At 46.1% G+C, this 18,539-nt stretch carries 20 protein-coding genes; 1 reads left to right on the plus strand and 19 read right to left on the minus strand.

The window, feature by feature from the left end; translation table 11 throughout:
• Positions 1 to 102 precede the first annotated feature (102 nt).
• The 16 genes from ACFPXP_RS12340 to ACFPXP_RS12415 all read right to left on the minus strand — a co-directional run bounded on the left by ACFPXP_RS12340 (position 103) and on the right by ACFPXP_RS12415 (position 14,439).
• The gene (locus ACFPXP_RS12340) at positions 103 to 873 is read right to left on the minus strand and encodes a hypothetical protein (RefSeq protein WP_379894537.1); all 771 of its coding nucleotides are present in this window, start codon (positions 871 to 873) and stop codon (positions 103 to 105) included.
• A gap of 218 nt (positions 874 to 1,091) precedes the next feature.
• Positions 1,092 to 1,715 carry a polysaccharide deacetylase family protein gene (locus ACFPXP_RS12345; RefSeq protein ID WP_379894539.1) on the minus strand — a complete coding sequence of 208 codons (624 nt, stop codon included), beginning with the start codon at positions 1,713 to 1,715 and terminating at the stop codon, positions 1,092 to 1,094.
• 27 nt (positions 1,716 to 1,742) lie between these two features.
• Positions 1,743 to 2,609, minus strand: coding sequence for a carbohydrate ABC transporter permease (locus tag ACFPXP_RS12350; protein ID WP_379894540.1), 867 nt, complete (start codon positions 2,607 to 2,609; stop codon positions 1,743 to 1,745).
• 15 nt (positions 2,610 to 2,624) lie between these two features.
• Positions 2,625 to 3,506, minus strand: coding sequence for a carbohydrate ABC transporter permease (locus ACFPXP_RS12355; RefSeq protein WP_379894541.1), 882 nt, complete (start codon positions 3,504 to 3,506; stop codon positions 2,625 to 2,627).
• 74 nt (positions 3,507 to 3,580) lie between these two features.
• The gene (locus tag ACFPXP_RS12360; RefSeq protein ID WP_379894542.1) at positions 3,581 to 4,948 is read right to left on the minus strand and encodes an extracellular solute-binding protein; all 1,368 of its coding nucleotides are present in this window, start codon (positions 4,946 to 4,948) and stop codon (positions 3,581 to 3,583) included.
• Between the two features lie 130 nt (positions 4,949 to 5,078).
• Positions 5,079 to 5,882: a response regulator transcription factor gene (locus tag ACFPXP_RS12365; protein ID WP_379894543.1), complete on the minus strand. Its 804-nt coding sequence runs from the start codon at positions 5,880 to 5,882 to the stop codon at positions 5,079 to 5,081.
• A complete protein-coding gene (locus ACFPXP_RS12370; protein ID WP_379894544.1) occupies positions 5,854 to 7,647 on the minus strand; it encodes a cache domain-containing sensor histidine kinase in 1,794 nt (597 codons plus the stop codon). Before ACFPXP_RS12370 ends, ACFPXP_RS12365 begins: the two co-directional genes overlap by 29 nt.
• 234 nt (positions 7,648 to 7,881) lie before the next feature.
• Positions 7,882 to 8,685 carry a cytochrome c oxidase assembly protein gene (locus tag ACFPXP_RS12375; RefSeq protein WP_379894545.1) on the minus strand — a complete coding sequence of 268 codons (804 nt, stop codon included), beginning with the start codon at positions 8,683 to 8,685 and terminating at the stop codon, positions 7,882 to 7,884.
• Positions 8,675 to 9,151, minus strand: coding sequence for a DUF2243 domain-containing protein (locus ACFPXP_RS12380; protein ID WP_379894546.1), 477 nt, complete (start codon positions 9,149 to 9,151; stop codon positions 8,675 to 8,677). Before ACFPXP_RS12380 ends, ACFPXP_RS12375 begins: the two co-directional genes overlap by 11 nt.
• Positions 9,152 to 9,267: 116 nt before the next feature.
• On the minus strand, positions 9,268 to 10,209 hold the full coding sequence (locus tag ACFPXP_RS12385) for a 5'-nucleotidase (RefSeq protein ID WP_379894547.1): 942 nt from the start codon (positions 10,207 to 10,209) through the stop codon (positions 9,268 to 9,270).
• Between the two features lie 55 nt (positions 10,210 to 10,264).
• Complete coding sequence (locus ACFPXP_RS12390; RefSeq protein ID WP_379894548.1) at positions 10,265 to 11,335, minus strand: DNA glycosylase AlkZ-like family protein; 1,071 nt, start codon at positions 11,333 to 11,335, stop codon at positions 10,265 to 10,267.
• A gap of 117 nt (positions 11,336 to 11,452) precedes the next feature.
• A complete protein-coding gene (locus ACFPXP_RS12395; protein ID WP_379894549.1) occupies positions 11,453 to 12,172 on the minus strand; it encodes a YebC/PmpR family DNA-binding transcriptional regulator in 720 nt (239 codons plus the stop codon).
• 149 nt (positions 12,173 to 12,321) lie between these two features.
• Positions 12,322 to 12,981 (minus strand): bacillithiol biosynthesis deacetylase BshB2, encoded by a 660-nt coding sequence (gene bshB2 / locus ACFPXP_RS12400; protein WP_379894550.1) that lies wholly within the window; start codon positions 12,979 to 12,981, stop codon positions 12,322 to 12,324.
• Positions 12,982 to 13,010: 29 nt separating this feature from the next.
• Positions 13,011 to 13,355, minus strand: coding sequence for a YojF family protein (locus ACFPXP_RS12405; RefSeq protein ID WP_379894551.1), 345 nt, complete (start codon positions 13,353 to 13,355; stop codon positions 13,011 to 13,013).
• Positions 13,356 to 13,438: 83 nt separating this feature from the next.
• On the minus strand, positions 13,439 to 13,750 hold the full coding sequence (locus tag ACFPXP_RS12410) for a hypothetical protein (RefSeq protein WP_379894552.1): 312 nt from the start codon (positions 13,748 to 13,750) through the stop codon (positions 13,439 to 13,441).
• Positions 13,751 to 13,896: 146 nt separating this feature from the next.
• Complete coding sequence (locus ACFPXP_RS12415; protein ID WP_379894553.1) at positions 13,897 to 14,439, minus strand: flavodoxin family protein; 543 nt, start codon at positions 14,437 to 14,439, stop codon at positions 13,897 to 13,899.
• A gap of 176 nt (positions 14,440 to 14,615) precedes the next feature.
• On the opposite strand from ACFPXP_RS12415, the gene ACFPXP_RS12420 reads away from it, so the two are divergent.
• A complete protein-coding gene (locus tag ACFPXP_RS12420; RefSeq protein WP_379894554.1) occupies positions 14,616 to 16,154 on the plus strand; it encodes an NAD(P)H-hydrate dehydratase in 1,539 nt (512 codons plus the stop codon).
• 102 nt (positions 16,155 to 16,256) lie between these two features.
• Here ACFPXP_RS12420 and ACFPXP_RS12425 read toward each other — a convergent pair whose 3' ends face one another.
• The 3 genes from ACFPXP_RS12425 to rbsK all read right to left on the minus strand — a co-directional run bounded on the left by ACFPXP_RS12425 (position 16,257) and on the right by rbsK (position 18,482).
• Positions 16,257 to 16,637, minus strand: coding sequence for a phosphodiester glycosidase family protein (locus ACFPXP_RS12425; protein WP_379894556.1), 381 nt, complete (start codon positions 16,635 to 16,637; stop codon positions 16,257 to 16,259).
• Positions 16,553 to 17,395, minus strand: a complete 843-nt coding sequence (locus tag ACFPXP_RS12430) for a copper amine oxidase N-terminal domain-containing protein (protein ID WP_379894557.1) — start codon at positions 17,393 to 17,395, stop codon at positions 16,553 to 16,555. The genes ACFPXP_RS12425 and ACFPXP_RS12430 overlap by 85 nt, the downstream gene beginning before the upstream one ends.
• 172 nt (positions 17,396 to 17,567) lie before the next feature.
• Positions 17,568 to 18,482, minus strand: coding sequence for a ribokinase (rbsK, locus tag ACFPXP_RS12435; protein WP_379894558.1), 915 nt, complete (start codon positions 18,480 to 18,482; stop codon positions 17,568 to 17,570).
• Positions 18,483 to 18,539: the final 57 nt, after the last annotated feature.

Genomic DNA, 18,539 nt, shown 5'->3' on the forward strand with positions numbered 1-18,539 from the left:
AACTCGTTGCCATACCGGCTTTGACCAGGCACGCGCTGAACTTCTAGCAATGTTCACAACCACCGACTAAACAACGGCATCTACAAGAAATGGTTTTTCTATTTACACAAATTTCTTGACGCTACCTTCATCTGTAGTAAATAAACCTCTCCTGCTAGTTTCTTTATATATGTATCCATTATTAAAATATTGGGTAAAAGAACTCTTGGCATAGTCTTTCCTTTGGTTCGTAGGTATATATTTAATGGTGCCGTTTGAATCTATTTCATAAGGAGTGTCTTCGGGCACAAATAGATTGCCTTGCTTTGGTTCGTACTGTATATCTACTCCTCGCTTATTCACATAACTTCTATAGTCTTTAATGACCGGATATGCAGTTGCTGTATGTAATAATTTTTGTGTATCCAGCGCATATATTTTATAGTCACTATATGGACTAAGTTCGGAAGTTACGTACATATTGATTGCTGGATATATGTCAACAATCCGTTCATTTTCAATTGAAAATAAGACTTCCGTCTTCCTTAATGTATAATCGAATTTAAACACTTTATCAGATAAGTTTCCGAATATTTCGTTATTGTTGTCAGGATTAATGAAAAGACTAGCGAACGTCATTGCTGATCGATCTTCTATCACTAATTCAGGCAGTGGAATTTCTTCCACTAAACTGTACTGACCAGTAGAATAATCCAATTTGGTAATATGCATTTTCGGAGTCTCCGAAGGATTTCGATAAATATTTGCACCGAGAACCTGAAAATAATAAATTGATCTGTCTTCTTGTGTAAATGTCAATTTGTCTTCGGCATTGGCAACGGATGACAACATGCTAAATAATAATAGCAAGCTCAAAAAAAACCTGAATTTCATTACTACTTCTCCCGTTCTGAATTGAAGATTCGGCAAGTAATACATCAATAGAACTATATAAAGAGGTAATAATTGCCTAATAAACGTGGATATTCGACATTAATTCGGTAAAATCCTCCTATAATGTGGAAGAAATGATAATCTATCTCTATTTAATCCATTAAAAAAAGCTAAACCATGTTGGTTCAGCCTTTTTGATCTTAACTAAAGCTCTTTATTTATTCAGCTACTTTATTCATCAGCTCACTTACCGTAACCAGCTCATACCCCTGCTCTACCAGCTCATGTGCCAAGATGCGAACGGCTTCAACGGTTTGAGATCGATCATCAAAGCCGTCATGGAAAATGAAGATGCTGCCGGGGCGAATCTGTTTTCTATTTTCCGCGACGATATGATCCACGCCGGGCATTTCCCAGTCCCGCGCATCTGAGTGAACTGCACCAATGGTACGGTAACCGAGCTGCAAGCAAACGTCTCGCGCTTCTTCACTATAATCAAAGTACGGCGGTCGAAACGTAACCGGCCTCTTCCCTATCATTCTCTCAATGATCCGATCGGTTTCGATGATTTCATGTCGTACATCGGCAGGATCAAGCTTGCTAAGGCCCGGATGCGTATTCGTATGATTCCCGATTTCATGTTTTGCTGCTGTCACCAAGTCCACGATTTCCGGATACTTCAGCATACGTTCCCCAATCATAAAAAAGGTTGCCTTTCCATTCACTTCTTTGAAAATCTCCAGCACCTGTGGCGTATAGACAGGATTCGGTCCATCATCGAACGTGAATGCGACCGCTTTGGTGCTCGTCTTCACATGATGAATAATCGTGTCGTATACCATGAGCATGCCTCCTCATTATTATAATGTTTACCCCTTCACCGAGCCGGCGGCGATACCTTCCACGATACGATTGCTCAGCAGTAAGAACAGGATCAGAATCGGTACAATGCTGATCATCAGCGTTGCACCGATCGCGCCCCAATCTGTTGTGTATTGACCGACGAAGGATTGGACCCCCACCGTTAAGGTTTTGAGCGTATCCGAGTTGATGAACGTATTGACGAAAATAAACTCATTCCAATTATATATCATATTAATAATCGCCGCAGTCACAATGACCGATGAAGTCATCGGTAGGATGATTCGAAAAAAGAGGCGATTCACGGAGCAGCCATCCATTACCGCCGCTTCTTCTACTTCTTTGGGGAGAGCGTAATAGAAACCAAGCAGGATCATGATGGTGATCGGCAGATTGAATGCCGTATAAGACCATATGACGCTCCACTGCGAATCAATCAAGTTCACCTTCTGGAACACGTTAAAGAGCGGAATCAAGGTCGAATGAACCGGGATCATCATGCCGACCATGAAGATCCCCAGCACCAAGCCCTGCAGCTTCCACCGCATCCGAGTCATCGCAAAGGTAACAAAGCTGGCCAGTAATACCGTTAGAATAACGGAGACTAACGTGATCCAGACGCTGTTCATGAAATATTGTCCGATATTTCCCCTCTCCCAGACGTTCGTATAGTTCTCCCATTTAGGACTGGCGGGAAAAGCGAACGGCGGCAAATCGAACACCTCTTGGCTGTTTTTGATCGAAAATAAGAAGAGCCACACTAACGGTAGAATTTGAATGACCGCAGCCGCACATAACAGCAAATACAGCAAAGCAAATCCCGTTTTTTGCAGGCCTGATCGTCCACCGTTGGGTGTAGAAATGATGGTATTCATGTGACATCCCCTTTCTTACGAATATTGGATTTTATCCTTCGATGCCGTAAGCTTGCGAATGATCCACGTTGCAATTAGGCAGATCAGCAGCAGTGAAAAACCGATAGCGCTGCCGTAACCGAAATCAAATCCCCGGAACGCTTGATGATACATATAGGATGCCATGACCTCGCTGGCACCGTTCGGTCCGCCGTCTGTCATGACGTAAATTAAATCAAAATATTTTAAAGAACCGATGACAGCTAACACGATCGTCACCTTCATGACCTCCGCGATAAGCGGAAGCTTGATCTTTAGGGCAACCTGCCACGCATTCGCGCCGTCGATTCGCGCCGCTTCCACCAAGGAAGCCGGGATATTTTTTAAAGCGGCGTAGTAGATGAGGATGTAAAATCCGGCATACTGCCACAGGATTGGAACAAAGATCGCATACAGTACAATCGAAGGCTCTGCAAGCCATGCAGGCGGGTCCTCTACTCCAATCTTCATTAAAAACTGATTCATCATGCCGCTCGTCGGATGATATATTTTGAGCCATAACTGGGCGATGGCAACAGAAGAAAGCAGCATCGGTATGAGATATATTTTTCGAAATAGATTTCCTCCCTTTATATTCCCGGACAAAATCAGAGCGACCAGCATATATACTGCTAGACTGATTGTAGAGAAGCCGGCAAATAAAAGCGAATGCTTCACACTGGACCAGAAATCGTCATCCTGCAGCAGGTTCATATAATTTTCCAGACCGATGAAGGTCATCTGTCCGATTCCATCCCATTCCATCAGTCCGTAATAGCCAGTGAGTACGATAGGAATATAGATCATGCACAGAATAAGCAGCAGTGATGGCAGGACATATAAAGCGATGATCCATTTGTTCGACATGACTTTGTTCATGTTGTGCATCTCCTTTCTGGACATTGAAAAAGGACACAGCCGTCAATGCTGCGTCCTCTTTGCCTGCAGACGGTTTATTTGCCGGCCTTCAGCACTTCCTCCTGCTTCTGTGCGAATTCCTCAGGCGTAATTTCCTTGCCGAGCAGGGCTTGAATCAGATTGTGATGCTCTTCGGAAGCGACGGGCTTCATCTGGACATCAAGATAAAGCGTTACTTTATTCGCTTGATTGAGTTCGTTCAATAGATCGGTAAACATTTGAGGTAGCTGCACCGTGTCCGTATTTACCTTTGTACCTGGAATAATTCCGGCTTCGGTGACGGATTTCTCTCCCCACATCTTGGCGAAGAATGCTGCGAATTTCATTGCCTCATCCTTTACCTTTGAATTCTCCGCTACGAACATGCCGACGCCAACGCCGCCAACCCAATTGTTTAATTCTCCCTTGCCGCCTTCAATCGTCGGGAATTTAAAGAAGCCGACCTTCTCTTTGAACTCCTGCGGAACGTCTGGACTTGTCGTATAGTTAGGCACTTCCCATGTGCCCATGGCGTACATGGCGGCTTTTTCATTCATGAATTCCGATTTGGCTTCATCGTTGGACAAGCCGTTAAAGCCCTTAATGAACGCATCCATATCGACTAACTCTTGTGCCATTCTCGCCGCTTCGATCAAGTTGGGATCCTGGAACGTCTCATTCGCAACCGATTGGTCCATCAGATCCGCTCCCCCGAGACGATCGGCAAGGTACATATACCAGAACGATCCTGTCCATGCGTCTTTGCCTCCAAGCGCAATGGGCGTTACACCATTTTCTTTTAAGGTGGTTACAATTTGCTTGAATTGTTCATAGGTTTGCGGCGGTTCTAAACCATATTGCTCAAAGATCGCCTTATTGTAAAAGACAGGTACAATGTTCAATTCAACAGGCAGCGCATAGGTTTGACCGTCCATAGCGAAGGCTTCTGTCGTACCGGCTACGAACTGGTCGTTTAATTCATTCTGAAGCAGTTCGTCGAGCGGTGCGAACAGTTCACCTTTGACATACGGTTCAAGAAAACCCGCTGCCCAAGTAAAGCCGACATCCGGCAAACTATTGGATGCCGAGAGCACCTTTAGCTTGTTCTTGTACTGTTCATTCTCTAGTATTTCGGTTTTAATGGTGACATGCGGATTTTCGGCAGTGTAAGCCTCAATAATTTCCTTGACCAGCTTGTTTTGCGCGGAATTGCTGCCATCCGGCCACAAGTGCATCATTTGAATTGTCACTTCTTCTTGCGTGTCCGCCTCGTCTGCATTGTCATTCGAATGCGATCCTGACGTTTCCACGTTTTCATTTTGACCTGGATTCCCATTACTTGAATTCGAGCCCTCGCCGCATGCTGTGATTACCAGTATGAAAGCCAGCAGCAGTGTCAAGACAGCCGATACTTTTCGTTTCATCGCTTCTTCCCCCTCATTCCAGCATTTTGAATGCGTTTCCACTCTTGCCGAGATTTAGTGTAACACTTGGCTGCTGGCAAAATAAGGTCTCAACTGTTAGGGAATATTCCACTTTTTTTAGATTGTTCAGTTAATTTCCTTCATCGTTTGCAGCTTCTCCGCTCAATTGAGTACGGTACTGGCCGGGACTTGTCCCTTCATAGGTTTTAAACAGCTTTGTAAAGTATTTTGAGGTTTGGTATCCGAGACGATCCGCAATTTCACTAATCGTTAAATTTGTTTGAACGAGCAGTTCCTTTGCCTTCTGTACCTTGCGTCTGGCCACATATTCGCTGAATGTCATTTGGACCTGTTCTTTGAATAAGGCACTGATATAGCTTGAGTTCATATGAATATGCTCGGCTGCTTCCTTCAGTCCGATCGAAATATCCAGATGCTCTTCTACGAATTGGAAGATTTGCTTCACGGGTTCACTGTAATGCAGATGATCTGTTTTTAGCTCCAGTACTTTGGGGTCTACGATCTTTTCGATCATTCCAATCCGATTGCGATGTTCGGCGCTTTGCAGTCCTTGTTCCACCGCAGCAATCAGCTTGTCGCGGCTGATCGGTTTAAGCAAATAATTGACAACGCCGTATTGTATAGCCTGCTGAGCGTAACTAAACTCGGCATATCCGGAAATGAGAATGACGGCCGGCATAAACCGAAGCTGCTGTTCATTCAAGGCTTCCGCCAAATTCAGGCCCGATACCTCCGGCATACGTATATCTGTAATGAGCAGGTGTACGGTCTTCTCCCTTAATAGGATTTGGGCTTCAATAGCATTCTCGGCCATCCAAATACCGTATTTGCCAGCGCTCCATTTTTCCAGCATTCTCTTCAGTCCGACACGTGTATGCTGCTCATCATCCACGATCAATATATTTTGGCTCATATTCCATGTTTCCCCCTTTCATCACCATAGGTATGCGAAGCATGACCTCTGTACCCGCTCCCTTCTGGCTGGTGATCGAAATCCCAACGGAAGGGTCGGTCTCATGGCGGAAATAAAGACGAATTCTTTGCTGTACGTTATGTATGCCTACACCCGTTCCTTTCGAAGATGGGACAATCCCTTGACGAAGAGCTGCATGAAGCTGCACCAATGTTTCTTCATCCATTCCTGCCCCATTGTCTGCCACCGAAATTTCCAGCAGATCCTCTTTTCGGCGAAGAGATATGTTTACATGGCCCGATCCGATCTTTTGCTCGACGCCGTGCAGAATGGCATTCTCCACCAACGGTTGAATGAGCAGTTTTGGAAGCTGATAACGGAAGCAATGATCTTCCGCTTCAATAGACCAGGAGATCCGTTCGCCAAATCGAACCTTCATAATCGATAAATAGCGTTCAATATGATCGAGTTCGTCTCGTACGGTAACCCATTCATCCTTATTCGAGCCTGTTATCGTATAGCGAAACAAGTCCGACATGGTGACGACAAAATCAGCCAGTTCATCTTCGTCCTTTTCGATAAGCGACCAATACAGCGCTTCTAAGGTGTTGAATAGAAAATGCGGATTGATTTGCGCTTGAAGCGCTTTCAACTCTGTACGGCTTTGCAGAAGTTCCTTTTCATATACGAGATGGATTAAATCGTTCATCTCTGCGACCATTTGGTTATAGGTGCGATGCAGCTCATTAATCTCTAATGCCGAAGAAATCTCCTCGGCTGGCTGCAAATGGCCAAGTCTTATGCCTCTCATCGTTTTAATGAGCTTGAAGATGGGGCGTGTAATGACTGTAGATAACATAAATGAAAGCACTATAAAGAGCAGTGCTCCTATTGCAGCAGAGAACCAAATCGCCGTTTTTAGTACCGATACGCCTCGGGTGATTTCACTTAGGGGTGTAAGAATGAGCAGTGTCCAGTCGGTCATTGAGGATTTTTCGCGGATCAGCATATACCGCTCTCCCTCGATCTCAACCATCTGGTCATTTGATGCCAACCATCTTCTGACCTCTTGATCAGTCCAAGGGCTGCTTACGGGAGCAATGAGCCGATTGTCCGGACCAGCTACCAGCATCATTTCTAGTCCGTCTTCTGACTGCGAATTCTCACTGATATGAAACAATTCGCGCTCCATACGGATTAGAAGATATCCTCCCGGCGAAAAGGCTTCATTCATCATGCTAATACTGCGGACAGCCATGACAGAGTTTTCATCGTTGGGATCCATTCCGATCCAAACGAGCCTCCCCTTGTTTTCTCTTGCGATCGTTAACCATTTCGGGCTTATTTTGCGGTTCAGAAGATGACCGTCCAGCGGAAATAATCTGCGATTCTCGCTCGTGAAGAGCTCGACCGAACGAATCCCGCTGGAGTAAAGCTGAATGAGATTGACGACGGGCTGAAGCTCCTGCTGCTCGGTAAATGTAACTTTCTCCCCGTGCCACTCCTTCTCGAGAAGCTCCTGAACATAAAGGTCGGTCGCCACCTGTGTCGTCAGCATATCGACCTGCTTCAGAATCGCTTCAAGCCGGCCGCTTGCTTGAACCGCCGTCTGCTGAATATGCTTTTCTGCGTTGTTTTTGAGCAGCGATGATACGGAATGATATGTGATATAACCCGCTACACAAAGAATGATCAGCATGACGAGAAGAAATCCGAACAGCATTTGATTTCGCAGCGTATTGTGTCGTGTCAACCATCGCTTCAATAGCAGATTCCTCCTTTAGGCTCATCCACTTCTTCTAACAGTTCGATGTCAACATTTACATCTGGAATGATAAGCGGATTCAAGGTATAGTGTAGTAGCCATGAGTAGTGTCTTCTCGGACTTCTAAGTCCAGAAGGCTCTGCTTTTTTTGTATTTCTTGCCTTCGATTCATGAGCTTCCGTCATATATAACAGTTATATAATCGTGAGATTTGTTCAAGGCGGTGGCTAATCTTCATCGATTCATTGGCGCAACAGAAGGATGCTTTGAGCCTGCAGCTTCATACCACCGATAGCATAATACCGCAATCATCGCGATTTCGATTGTATCACCGCCATAATACATGAGGAGTCCACCGATTTGGGCATCGGATATTGGAACGCCGTTAGGCGGAAAGGCATAGATCAATTTAGACAAAATGCTGTGTCCTGCTGCGGCCACCACAAGTGCAAGAGTCCGATACATATACGAGGTTCGATGAGGCATCGGTTCATTCGGAATGATGGATACCGTAAATACATACCCCGCCATAAATATATGAATATGGACCATGAGGTGTACCACCAGATGTTCTTGCATCGCGGAATATAATTCAGTCGTATATAACACCCATAACCCGCCGATATTCAGTAATGCGGCGATAAACGGATCGCACACCATTCGAACGTAACGGGTTTTCAATAGTGCTGTGATCCTTCTGGCGTACTTTATAGGCACTGTTCTCAAAACAAGCGTCAACGGAGCAGAGAATACAATCAGCAATGGCGCAAGCATGCCTAATAAGAGGTGACCGATCATATGGAAGGTGAAATGACCGTGTGCTCGATGTGCAATCGGGCCCACCGTAGCTGCAGCTGCACATAGGATCCCCAACATCCAGAAAACATAGCGATAACGCGGCCATCGCTTGTACATACGACTGGTCTTGACCGCAGAGATGCCGTAACCGAATAGAAGTGATACACACACTCCAACGAATAACCAATCTCCCCATCCTCCGCTGTGATGAGTCAGATGGGCATGAGCATCATGATTCATCGAACGGCGACCTTTCTGCCCGCTGAAGCCATTCGTTTGTGCTCCGCAAATACAGGAATAGGCCGACAGCAATCAGGATCACAGCAATCACGTTCCAGACCATATCGTATACCATTATTTCATCTACATAACGAATTTGATGTATACGCATAAGCTTATGCTGAATAATACCGTCGTACAATTGAAATGCCCCGCCTCCGAGGAGCACGCCTCCCCACCAGCTTCGCGGGGACCAAGCATATCTTCTTCGAAGATCCGCAAGCCAAAATAATCCACCAATTGTTGCGAACCAGCTGAACGCATGAAACAATCCATCCGACACAAGGCCGATGTGAGTCGTCGTTTTGTCGTAAAAATGATGCCAATGCAGCAGCTGATGAAACACAGCCTCATCGAAAAAAGCAACCAGCCCTATGCCGAATAAGATGCCCGACCAGAGGAGTTGCCGGAGCTGTCTTTTTAACAAATTCCTCACCTTCATTCACACATATCAACTACCTAATTTCACTTTTTCCATAAAAGGAAGTCACTAAACCGAAACAGCGGTAGTATGCGGATGAAAAAAGAGTAAGAAGTTGTCCATTAATCTTGAGCTATTGCTCTATTGGTCACACCGAACGGCACGTGTACCGATGGCGCGATTCTGGATACACCCTCGATATGGGATACTTGATCATCAAAGAATATATGGGGCTTAAAAATTTGCAGCACTCTCCGCTTATCAATTCCTCCAAGAAAGAAGGCTTCATCCACTCGAATATCGTGATTTCGTAAGGTTGAAATTACTCTTTCATGGGCGGGTGCATTTCTTGCAGTGGCGATAGCAATGCGAATCATGGTTTTATCGCCGGGATTTTCTTTATTTTTCTGAGTCATCCGCTTTTGCAGCTTCGAGATTTCCCTGAAAAATTTTAACAGCGGCCCGTCAGGCAGCGGCTCACCGGCCTTCAGCTTTTCGTGCTGATGAAAGGAATCCAGCTTCCCTTCTTCCTGATAAATTCGCTCCGCGGAATCATCGCCGATAATCCCATCGAAATCGAAAGCAAGCCGCAGCTCCGGATCGTCGTCATTATCGATGTAATCCGATGGAAACACACAGCCCGCAGGAAGTCCCAATTCTACGGCATGCTTCACATCATCTGGATTGCCGGACAAAAATAACGATGCATTGAGCGCGTCCATGTAACGGAACGGGTTGTTACCGGCGACGAATACAGCTCTGCTGATCGGAAGGCCGTATTGTTCTATAGACTTGAAGACCCTAAGTCCCGTGTCTGGATCGTTTCGCGACAGGAGCACGACTTCAACGGGCTGATCCTCAGGCAAATCCCCATTCAAACGGAGCAGTCTTTTGATAAGCGGAAATGCAACTCCCGGCTTTAACGTATCACGCTCATGCTCTCGTTGATAGGTGCGGTAGGCATCCTCCCCTTTTTCCCTGAATACCTCATCCGATTCTGTTAAATCAAACAAGGCGCTGGATGCAACCGCAACCACAAACTTATGTTCAATATCGTAAGCCATTTGATTTCCTCCCATTTCCTTTCCGGTGTCCATATCGATCATTCGGTACACGGCATTATACTTCGATTCCGTTGTAGCGGAGCACTTGATGGGTATCCGGTGAATAGATTGTTCGAACCGCAGATAGGATCTCTTCTTTTCGTGCAGCAGCTTCTTCATCTTCCAGCTCTACGACAACATCATCAATATCATACGGCCCGATTCGCCAGTGTCCTTTAACTGCGCCTCGGAAGCTTCCGTCAATGTATAAATACTGAAGCACGTCTTTGCCTGGGAAACGCTCCTGAAGCTTCTCCATATGAGCGCGAACGAGAAAATCAGACTTGTCCATCATATATACAGAAGCAGGAATGGATTGAGCTTCATAATCGACAGCGGCATCTTCCGGCAGCATAAATCCTTCCCCAAGGGATGGAATCGTTTTTCGAACTAAATTACCGTTTTCGGAGAGATTATGTATCGTTTCCTGAATGACCTTCCGTGTTAACTGGGACCAGCTTTTGATCTGTTCAAAGGTGGCGAACACCATCGCTTTGATAAAACACAGAATGACGGTCTGCAGTGCTTCACGATAACGTTCCGGTTCTGTACTTAAGGGGAACCACTCCGTGGAAAAATCAAACCATCCGGTATCCCAATCGGTGTCAGTTTGATCCTCATATACGTAAAATGCAGCCTGCAGATCCTGCAGTGCCTTAGATATTTCGCCTGCGGGATAGTCCAGTTCTTCTTTCAGCTGGTCCTTTGAAATACCGCCAGCCGCTTTGATGGCGCTTAAGACATCTTCATGTATCGGCTTCATTTTTGTTAAGTTTTTTCGAAAAGCGATTGCGTACGTTTCCAAGTCTTCTTCAAGGACATAGCCCACCCGGCCGCCAAGAAAACGACCTTTAATCGTACGGTGTTCCCTTCTAAGCTCACTGGAAAAGTCTAAGTCATCCATTCTTGTTCGGTGCACAAGTCTAGGCGGGTCTCCCGGTCTTGTAAAATGTACGGGGGCAACCGGCTGAAGCAGTTTAAATAGGGCAATATACTCCGATTCATCCTCAAAGCTATCGATGGGGTGAAGCAGACGCTGCCTCTTCATTCTTTCCAGGACAATTCCTAATCCATATGATTCTTTCAATGGTATGACCTCCTTCATAACAGCTAGTCATATACGCAGATCTGTTTATGTATCAAATAAAAAGAACCTTCTTGAGTCAAGTCTGACTTTAGAAGGTTCCTTACTGTGCTTCAGTAATTAATCGGGCATTTCCACATTATGATAAACTTGTTGAACATCCTCCAGGTCTTCCAGCGCATCAATCATTTTCTCAAATTGGGCTTGCGCATCCGGAGGGAGCGTTACATAAGTTTGCGGCAGCATCGTTAATTCCGCCACGGCAAACTCCGTAATGCCGACATTCTTGAATGCTTCTTGCACCGCGTGAAATTGATCCGGCTCAGCATAAACGATAACCGTCTCGTCCTCTTCGAGCACATCGCGAACATCGACATCTGCTTCCAATAGAATCTCAATCACTTCGTCAACGGATTTGCCTTCAAGCCCGATGACAGCGGTCGAGTCGAACATATACGATACGGAACCACTGACGCCCATGTTCCCGCCATTCTTATTGAATGCGGAACGCACTTCCGGTGCTGTCCGATTGACATTGTTCGTAAGTGCATCGACGATGACCATCGATCCGTTCGGACCGAAGCCTTCATAACGAAGCTCCTCGTAATTTTCTTCTGCGCTGCCTTTGGCCTTCTCGAGCGCACGGTCGATAATCGACTTGGGTACGTTATATGTTTTAGCCCGTTCCAGTACGACTTTCAGCGCACGGTTAGATTCAGGATCCGGTTCACCTTTCTTTGCAGCAACATAAATTTCGACGCCGAACTTGGCATAAACCCGGCTTGTATTTGCATCCTTAGACGCTTTCTTCTCTTTAATGTTGTTCCACTTGCGGCCCATACTCTTCCCACTTTCTTGTTAACGTATTAAATCATCCCGGATCTTTCTCAGGTATTTATTATATCTCGATACACATCGGTAGAACAAGACTCCTCCGTATTTTACTAGACAGCGAATTTTGTTCTATTCTCGAAGTTATTCGCGTGGCTTTATTCATCCTTAAAACGATATGTCCAAAACCGTTCTGTACCCCAATACGCTTTCACCTGCGGATCATCAAAGGATCGGCTTCCGACCATAATTTGAAATTGGGATTTGTGCGCCTGAAACGATCCAACCTTCTGCTCATAAAACTCACTGACCTCATTCATCACATCAGGCGGTCCCAACACATCTTCACAGCCTGCAGAGAATGCAACACAATGTACGGTCGGCCTTTCGTCTTGCGGCAGTCTCTGAACCGCTTGAATCACCGCCGCACCGCATGCATCATGATCTGGATGGACACTATATCCTGGATAAAAGGTAATAATCAATGTCGGCTTTAATTCAGCAATGACACCGTTAATTCGAGAAATGAGTGCTTCCTGATCCTCAAATTCAATCGTTTTGTCGCGGTATCCCCACATGCGGAGATCTTGTATTCCAATGCTTCTGCAGGATGCCTCCAGCTCTTGTTTACGAATCTCGGGCAAGGAAGCCCTATTCGCGATGATCGGATTTCCCATATTTCTGCCCATCTCGCCTAAAGTTAAGCAAACATAGGTCACGGGAGTTCCGTGATGGATATGCCATGCTAACGTGCCAGACATATTGGATTCATCATCGGGATGCGGAAGCACCACGAGTAAGTGTTTTTGTCTCTCCATACGATCCTCTCTCCTCTCTCGTCTCGTGTTTAAAATGGACTTCGTCCTAATTGCAATCCAACGACCAGCTTGCCCTCACTGTCATGTCCAGCTAGAATAAGCCTGTCTGATTCCGAATCGTCCCAGTGAGTTAAACCTTGTGAGTACACCCAGCCGTTCTGCGTTTTCAGACCGATACGGTACGGTCCGTCTCCGGCGATGCTTCCCTGTGAAAAACGAATGATGCCATTATGTATGAACGTCGAGGCGGTAAATTTTGAATTGTCCATATGCGAAGCATAAGCGCCTGTTGTCATTTCCAGGCATATAAATATATCCTGATCTTTCATGGACTGAAGAATAACTTGTACGGCTTGCGGATCAATCAGCAGCATTTCTTCTCCCCCTTATCCGTTTGAACGGTCTATGCTGAATATCTTTTATTGTAGTGAAACCTTCGGTATGTTGTAAAGACGAATCAACCTTTCGTGTCGAATTCATTCCAGTTGTCTTTCATCTGCTGTACATCTTTTTTCAACTTCTTTTTTATTTTCGTACCAAGCGGAATGAAGGACTCGATTTCACCTAATATCAGATAAATCAAGCCAATAATCAGAGCAATCGTGCTGAACATAACAGGTCCGTCCCCGACATACTCCAGCATGCTTTGAAACATCCCATGATTCCAAGATAAGACTCCAGATCCCCAAATCGCTGCTGCCAAATAACGGATTCCGTATAAAAACGCAGCGATACATATGAAAATAACGCCAGTCGTTCTTCTATGCATCCTTTCTACCCCCATCCGATAATATGGAGAACACCGCTTTGCTCCTCTGTCATCGTAATTCAAATCCGCCTGAAACACAACGTTTTCAAAGATTAGTGATCGACAAAAAATGGAGCCAACATCTACATGCTGACTCCCTCTGAGCTTTACTTAAACAATTTGCTTGCTACTTCTGCCACTGATTTTCCGTATTCTCTGGCGAGCTGCATCTCTTCCTCAGCTGGTACATTCAACGGAGCGTCTTTGGCCGCCTCTACAGGAATAACGGCTACTGCACCGTAAGGACAACCATACTGAGTTCTCTCTGCGGTGCCCGGTCCAGTATGAGATACGATAATCATTCCATGATGATACATAGGGGTTTGCAGTGCGCGACAAACGTTTTCGACGCCTCCGTGCTGAGTTGTCGTCGTAGCGAATACGCCGCCTACTTTTCCTTGCAACGCACCAGTAAACCACATTCCGCCTAATTTGGATAAGAAGGTAGACATTTTAAGGTTAGGTTCACCGAATATGCCTCCGCTGCCCCAAATAATTGCGCTGGCTTCTTTCAATTCTTCCGGATCAACATCATCTACGGATTTAAACACAACATCCGCGCCGCTCACTTGCTTAGCGCCTTCTGCGATCGCAGTACCCAATACCTCAGTATGTCCAAACATGCTTGCATGCAGCACATATACCTTCATTGCTTGATCTCCTTTTTGATTAGGGTTTGGAAAGATTCCGACATTATTATGATTCATCAGAGCCGATTTAAACATGTTTCAGAACCGAATGATATTGGTAATTGCTTAAGACCTTAAAAGTTCGAAGATACCATGAAGATGGAAAGATGCTATACTTTCGTTAGAGGTGATTTAGGATGTACGTTGTCACATCAGAACAAATGCGCAAGATCGATGAATATACCATTAGAGACATTGGGATTCCTGCCGCGGTATTAATGGAGAATGCAGGCCGTGCAGCTGCAGACGAAATTGCATCTTTCACTAGCCAGGAGACACCTCAAATTCGTAAGCCTTGGATTGTGCTCGTAGGAAAAGGAAATAACGGCGGGGACGGAATCGTAGCTGCGAGACATTTAAGCCAAAAAGGCATTGATGCTGAACTTCTATATGCGGCTCTTTCCGATTCACTCTCGTGTGATGCCGCTTTACAAAGAGATATTGCCGAGCGGCTTAGCATTCCTTCTTCCATATATGTGCAAGGAGAAGTTCATTGGGACCGCTATGGAGGGATCGTTGATGCTCTTCTCGGGACAGGAACGAAAGGAAGTCCCAGAGAGCCATATGCCTCACTCATTCGCGAAGCGAATGACAGTGGTCTGCCGATCATCGCATTGGATGTTCCAAGTGGACTCAATGCGGATACCGGTGAGGTGTACGTCCCTTGTATTTGTGCAAAAAGGACGGTCACGTTCGCATTTACGAAAGTAGGACTTACCCAGTTTCCCGGTGCGGAGGTTGCCGGACATGTCACGGTTGCGCCGATTGGCATTCCTGACGCTGCGGCATCACAATTCAAGGTGAAGACTAGATTATCTAGCAAAAAGACATTTAAGAAGATATTTGGATTAGATTGGCCGCTTCCGCGCGGAGACAACACCCACAAAGGCACCTACGGCCACGCATTACTCGTTGCAGGATCCAAGGCCTACAGTGGAGCTGGCTTGCTTGCTGCCAAGGCTGTACTTCGAGCGGGAGCAGGTTTGGTCACATGGGTTATGCCAAATCATCTTTTGAATACGGTCACAGGGCGTCTTCCGGAAGCGATATTGTATGGTGCAGCAGATGATGGAAATGGCCATGTTTCTGTAGATTCAGCGGATGAAATTGTTAAGCTTGCTGCCGGAAAACGAGTGATCGCTGTTGGACCTGGGCTTGGAAGATTCGATGGCGAGGCCAAATGGCTGCGTAGGATATGGGATCAAGCCGATTGTCCGCTCGTCTTGGATGCAGATGCACTGAATATCCTCGCGGAATGCGGCGGTTTGGACCTGTGGCCGAAACGGCTCGCTCCGGTTGTTCTCACACCGCATCCGGGGGAAATGGCACGTCTGGCTAAGCTATCGAATCATGAGGTGCAGCGAGATCGGGTTGCTTTGGCAAGAACATTTGCTCAGCAATATGGGGTGATCCTCGTTTTGAAAGGGGCGCGAACCGTAATTGCCATGCCCGACGGGCACGTATGTATTAATATGACGGGTAACCCTGGTATGGCCGTCGGCGGTTCTGGCGATGTTCTCACAGGGATCATCGCAAGCTTGATTGCCCAAGGGCTCTCGCCGTCCGCTGCGGCCGTCATCGGTGTGCATGCCCATGGTGAAGCGGGAGATCGTGCGCTGACTCTCCGGACTTCTCCTGCCTCCCTATTGGCAGGGGATATCATCGAAGCGCTTTAAAGTTGGGCTAGCTGCTTTGTTATATACTTAAAAGAGTCGATCTGCCCGATCGACTCTTATTACATAAGGCAGTGTATTCTATCACATGAAGATTTGATTGCATTAGTTGTCAACCAGAATTAACAAAGCATTGCTGATATCCCTGCCTGGCTTCGTTATATACTGCCCGTTGTAGACAAGCCCGCTTGAGGCCCCTCCGTCCAAATTCATCGCATTGACTGCTCCTGCCTGAAGCATCAAATCGGCCAACTGAGGAATAGTCGCTCCGCTCGTTGTTAATAATATCAAATAATGGTCTTTCGTGATGCCGATGGCACTTCTTGCACCGGAATTCGATAGTATTTTTGGATCCTTGAAGCCTTCTGCGAGCGGATTGACAGTCTTCTTCCCATCCGTTATTAATCTAGGTCCTGCTTGAATTGCGCCAGCGACTTGTCCCTGTTCGTAAACTTCGTTGATCTGGCTTCCTTCAATCCATTCCACGCGGTTAAAAGCGTCAAACCAAAGGATCGTTCGATTTTCACCGCTGCGCTGAACCACTCTCCGTCAATGACAATGGCACCGTAAGGCTGCTTTACATTTTCTTCAGTATAGGCATTGAAATACGTTCCATTGATCGCTGCAACCGCATTTGAGTCCTTCGCGATCGATAATAAATCATCGACTTGCCCCAGCTGATTTTTGGCTAGCCCAATACTTAAGCTTAGTTTTGGATTGAATAGATCCACCTTGAGCACGTGTGCTGCAAGGATTTTCCCACCGAATTCAAAGCGTTTCTCCTGATATTCAAAATCCTTTCGTTTCTCGTAACTGCCGTGCTGAATGACAGGCAGCTTTAATTGCTTATTGTCCCACTTTAATTGGAGCATTTGTGTGACAGACTTCCATTCAGACTGTACGCCCAATGAATCCGCAATAAATCGAATCGGTACATAAGTAACTCCATCCTCGGCAAAAGGCGCGGCATCTAAAACGATCTCGGTACCATTCACCGAGGCCGAAGTATGATCTACGAAGCACTTGATCTCTAGATTGTTGCGCAGAATTGTTATTTCTTTTCGTGCGGGTTCCCATTTTACGTTTGCGCTAAATTGTTCAGATATTAAGCGAAGAGGTACGAAAATTCGATTGGACTCTGTACTGTAATAACCAAATGGTGTGCGTTCCTGGGAATACCCCCATTGGATGTTTAACGCTGAAATGATCATGATCCCTATCATTGCAGCAATGACTTTTTTCATTTGGACAACTCCCTTTGAAGCGAAACGACGTACGACTTTATAGAAGTCATAAAGAATATCATTCGACACATTCCAGCATGACCCTTTTCTTGCCGTGAAACCACATTAATATAAAGCTGATGACGATGTGAAAACGGTCACCAGCTCTTCATCATACATCAAATAGATTGCTTTAACTTTCCCCTACCTCTTCTATCGTCGGCATGCTGTCTTGTGCACCGAAACGGGTAACGGAAATAGACGCTGCTTTTACTGCGAATTTCAATGCTTTATCGATGGTATACCCACAAGCCATCGCAAAACCAAATGCTGCGTTAAAACAATCTCCCGCACCGACCGTATCCACCGGTTTGACTTTAGGCGCTGGGACGTGTTTGAGCTGACCTTCGGACAAATACGACACGCCCTCACTGCCTCTCGTCACAATCAACTTATGATGATGTGCGGTCTGCCATCGGGACAAGACCGTGGTTAAATCCATATGTTCTATAGATCTGTCACCGCTAAGGATAGCGAATTCCGTCTCATTCGGTGTCATATAATCGGCGAGACGCAGGATGGAATCATACAGTAATTGCGCGGGAGCTGGATTCAGTACAGTCAGCACACCGGCCTTCTTGGCTATTGACAACGCGCGTTCTACCGCTTGGAGCGGAATTTCCAGCTGAACGAGCAGCACGTCAGCCGTTTCAATGATGTCCCTTGCTTCTTCCACCATTTCCGTCGTTACGCTGCCGTTCGCACCCGGCACAACCACAATACAATTGTCGTCCGGCAAATGAAGTATGGTCGCAGTGCCCGTTGGGACTCCCTTCTGAATCGTGACATGATTCATCTCAACCCCCTTCTCTTTCATTCGCCGAATGATTTCTTGACCAAAAGCATCGTCTCCCACGGCGCCGATCATCGACACTTCTGCCCCGAGTCTTGCACAGCCAACGGCTTGATTGGCTCCTTTCCCTCCCGGGATATAATGTATGGCACTGCCTTGAATCGTCTCTCCGACGGTTGGCATACGCCCTGTGGAAACGACGAGATCCATATTGAGGCTCCCCACCACGGAGATCCGTGGTCTATGAGGTGTCATGTTCGCAGCTCCTCCATTTCAGAAAATTTATTTTTCATACCGGATGTACCGGAATAT

Source organism: Marinicrinis lubricantis, from assembly GCF_042658665.1.
Lineage (GTDB): Bacteria > Bacillota > Bacilli > Paenibacillales > KCTC-33676 > Marinicrinis > Marinicrinis lubricantis.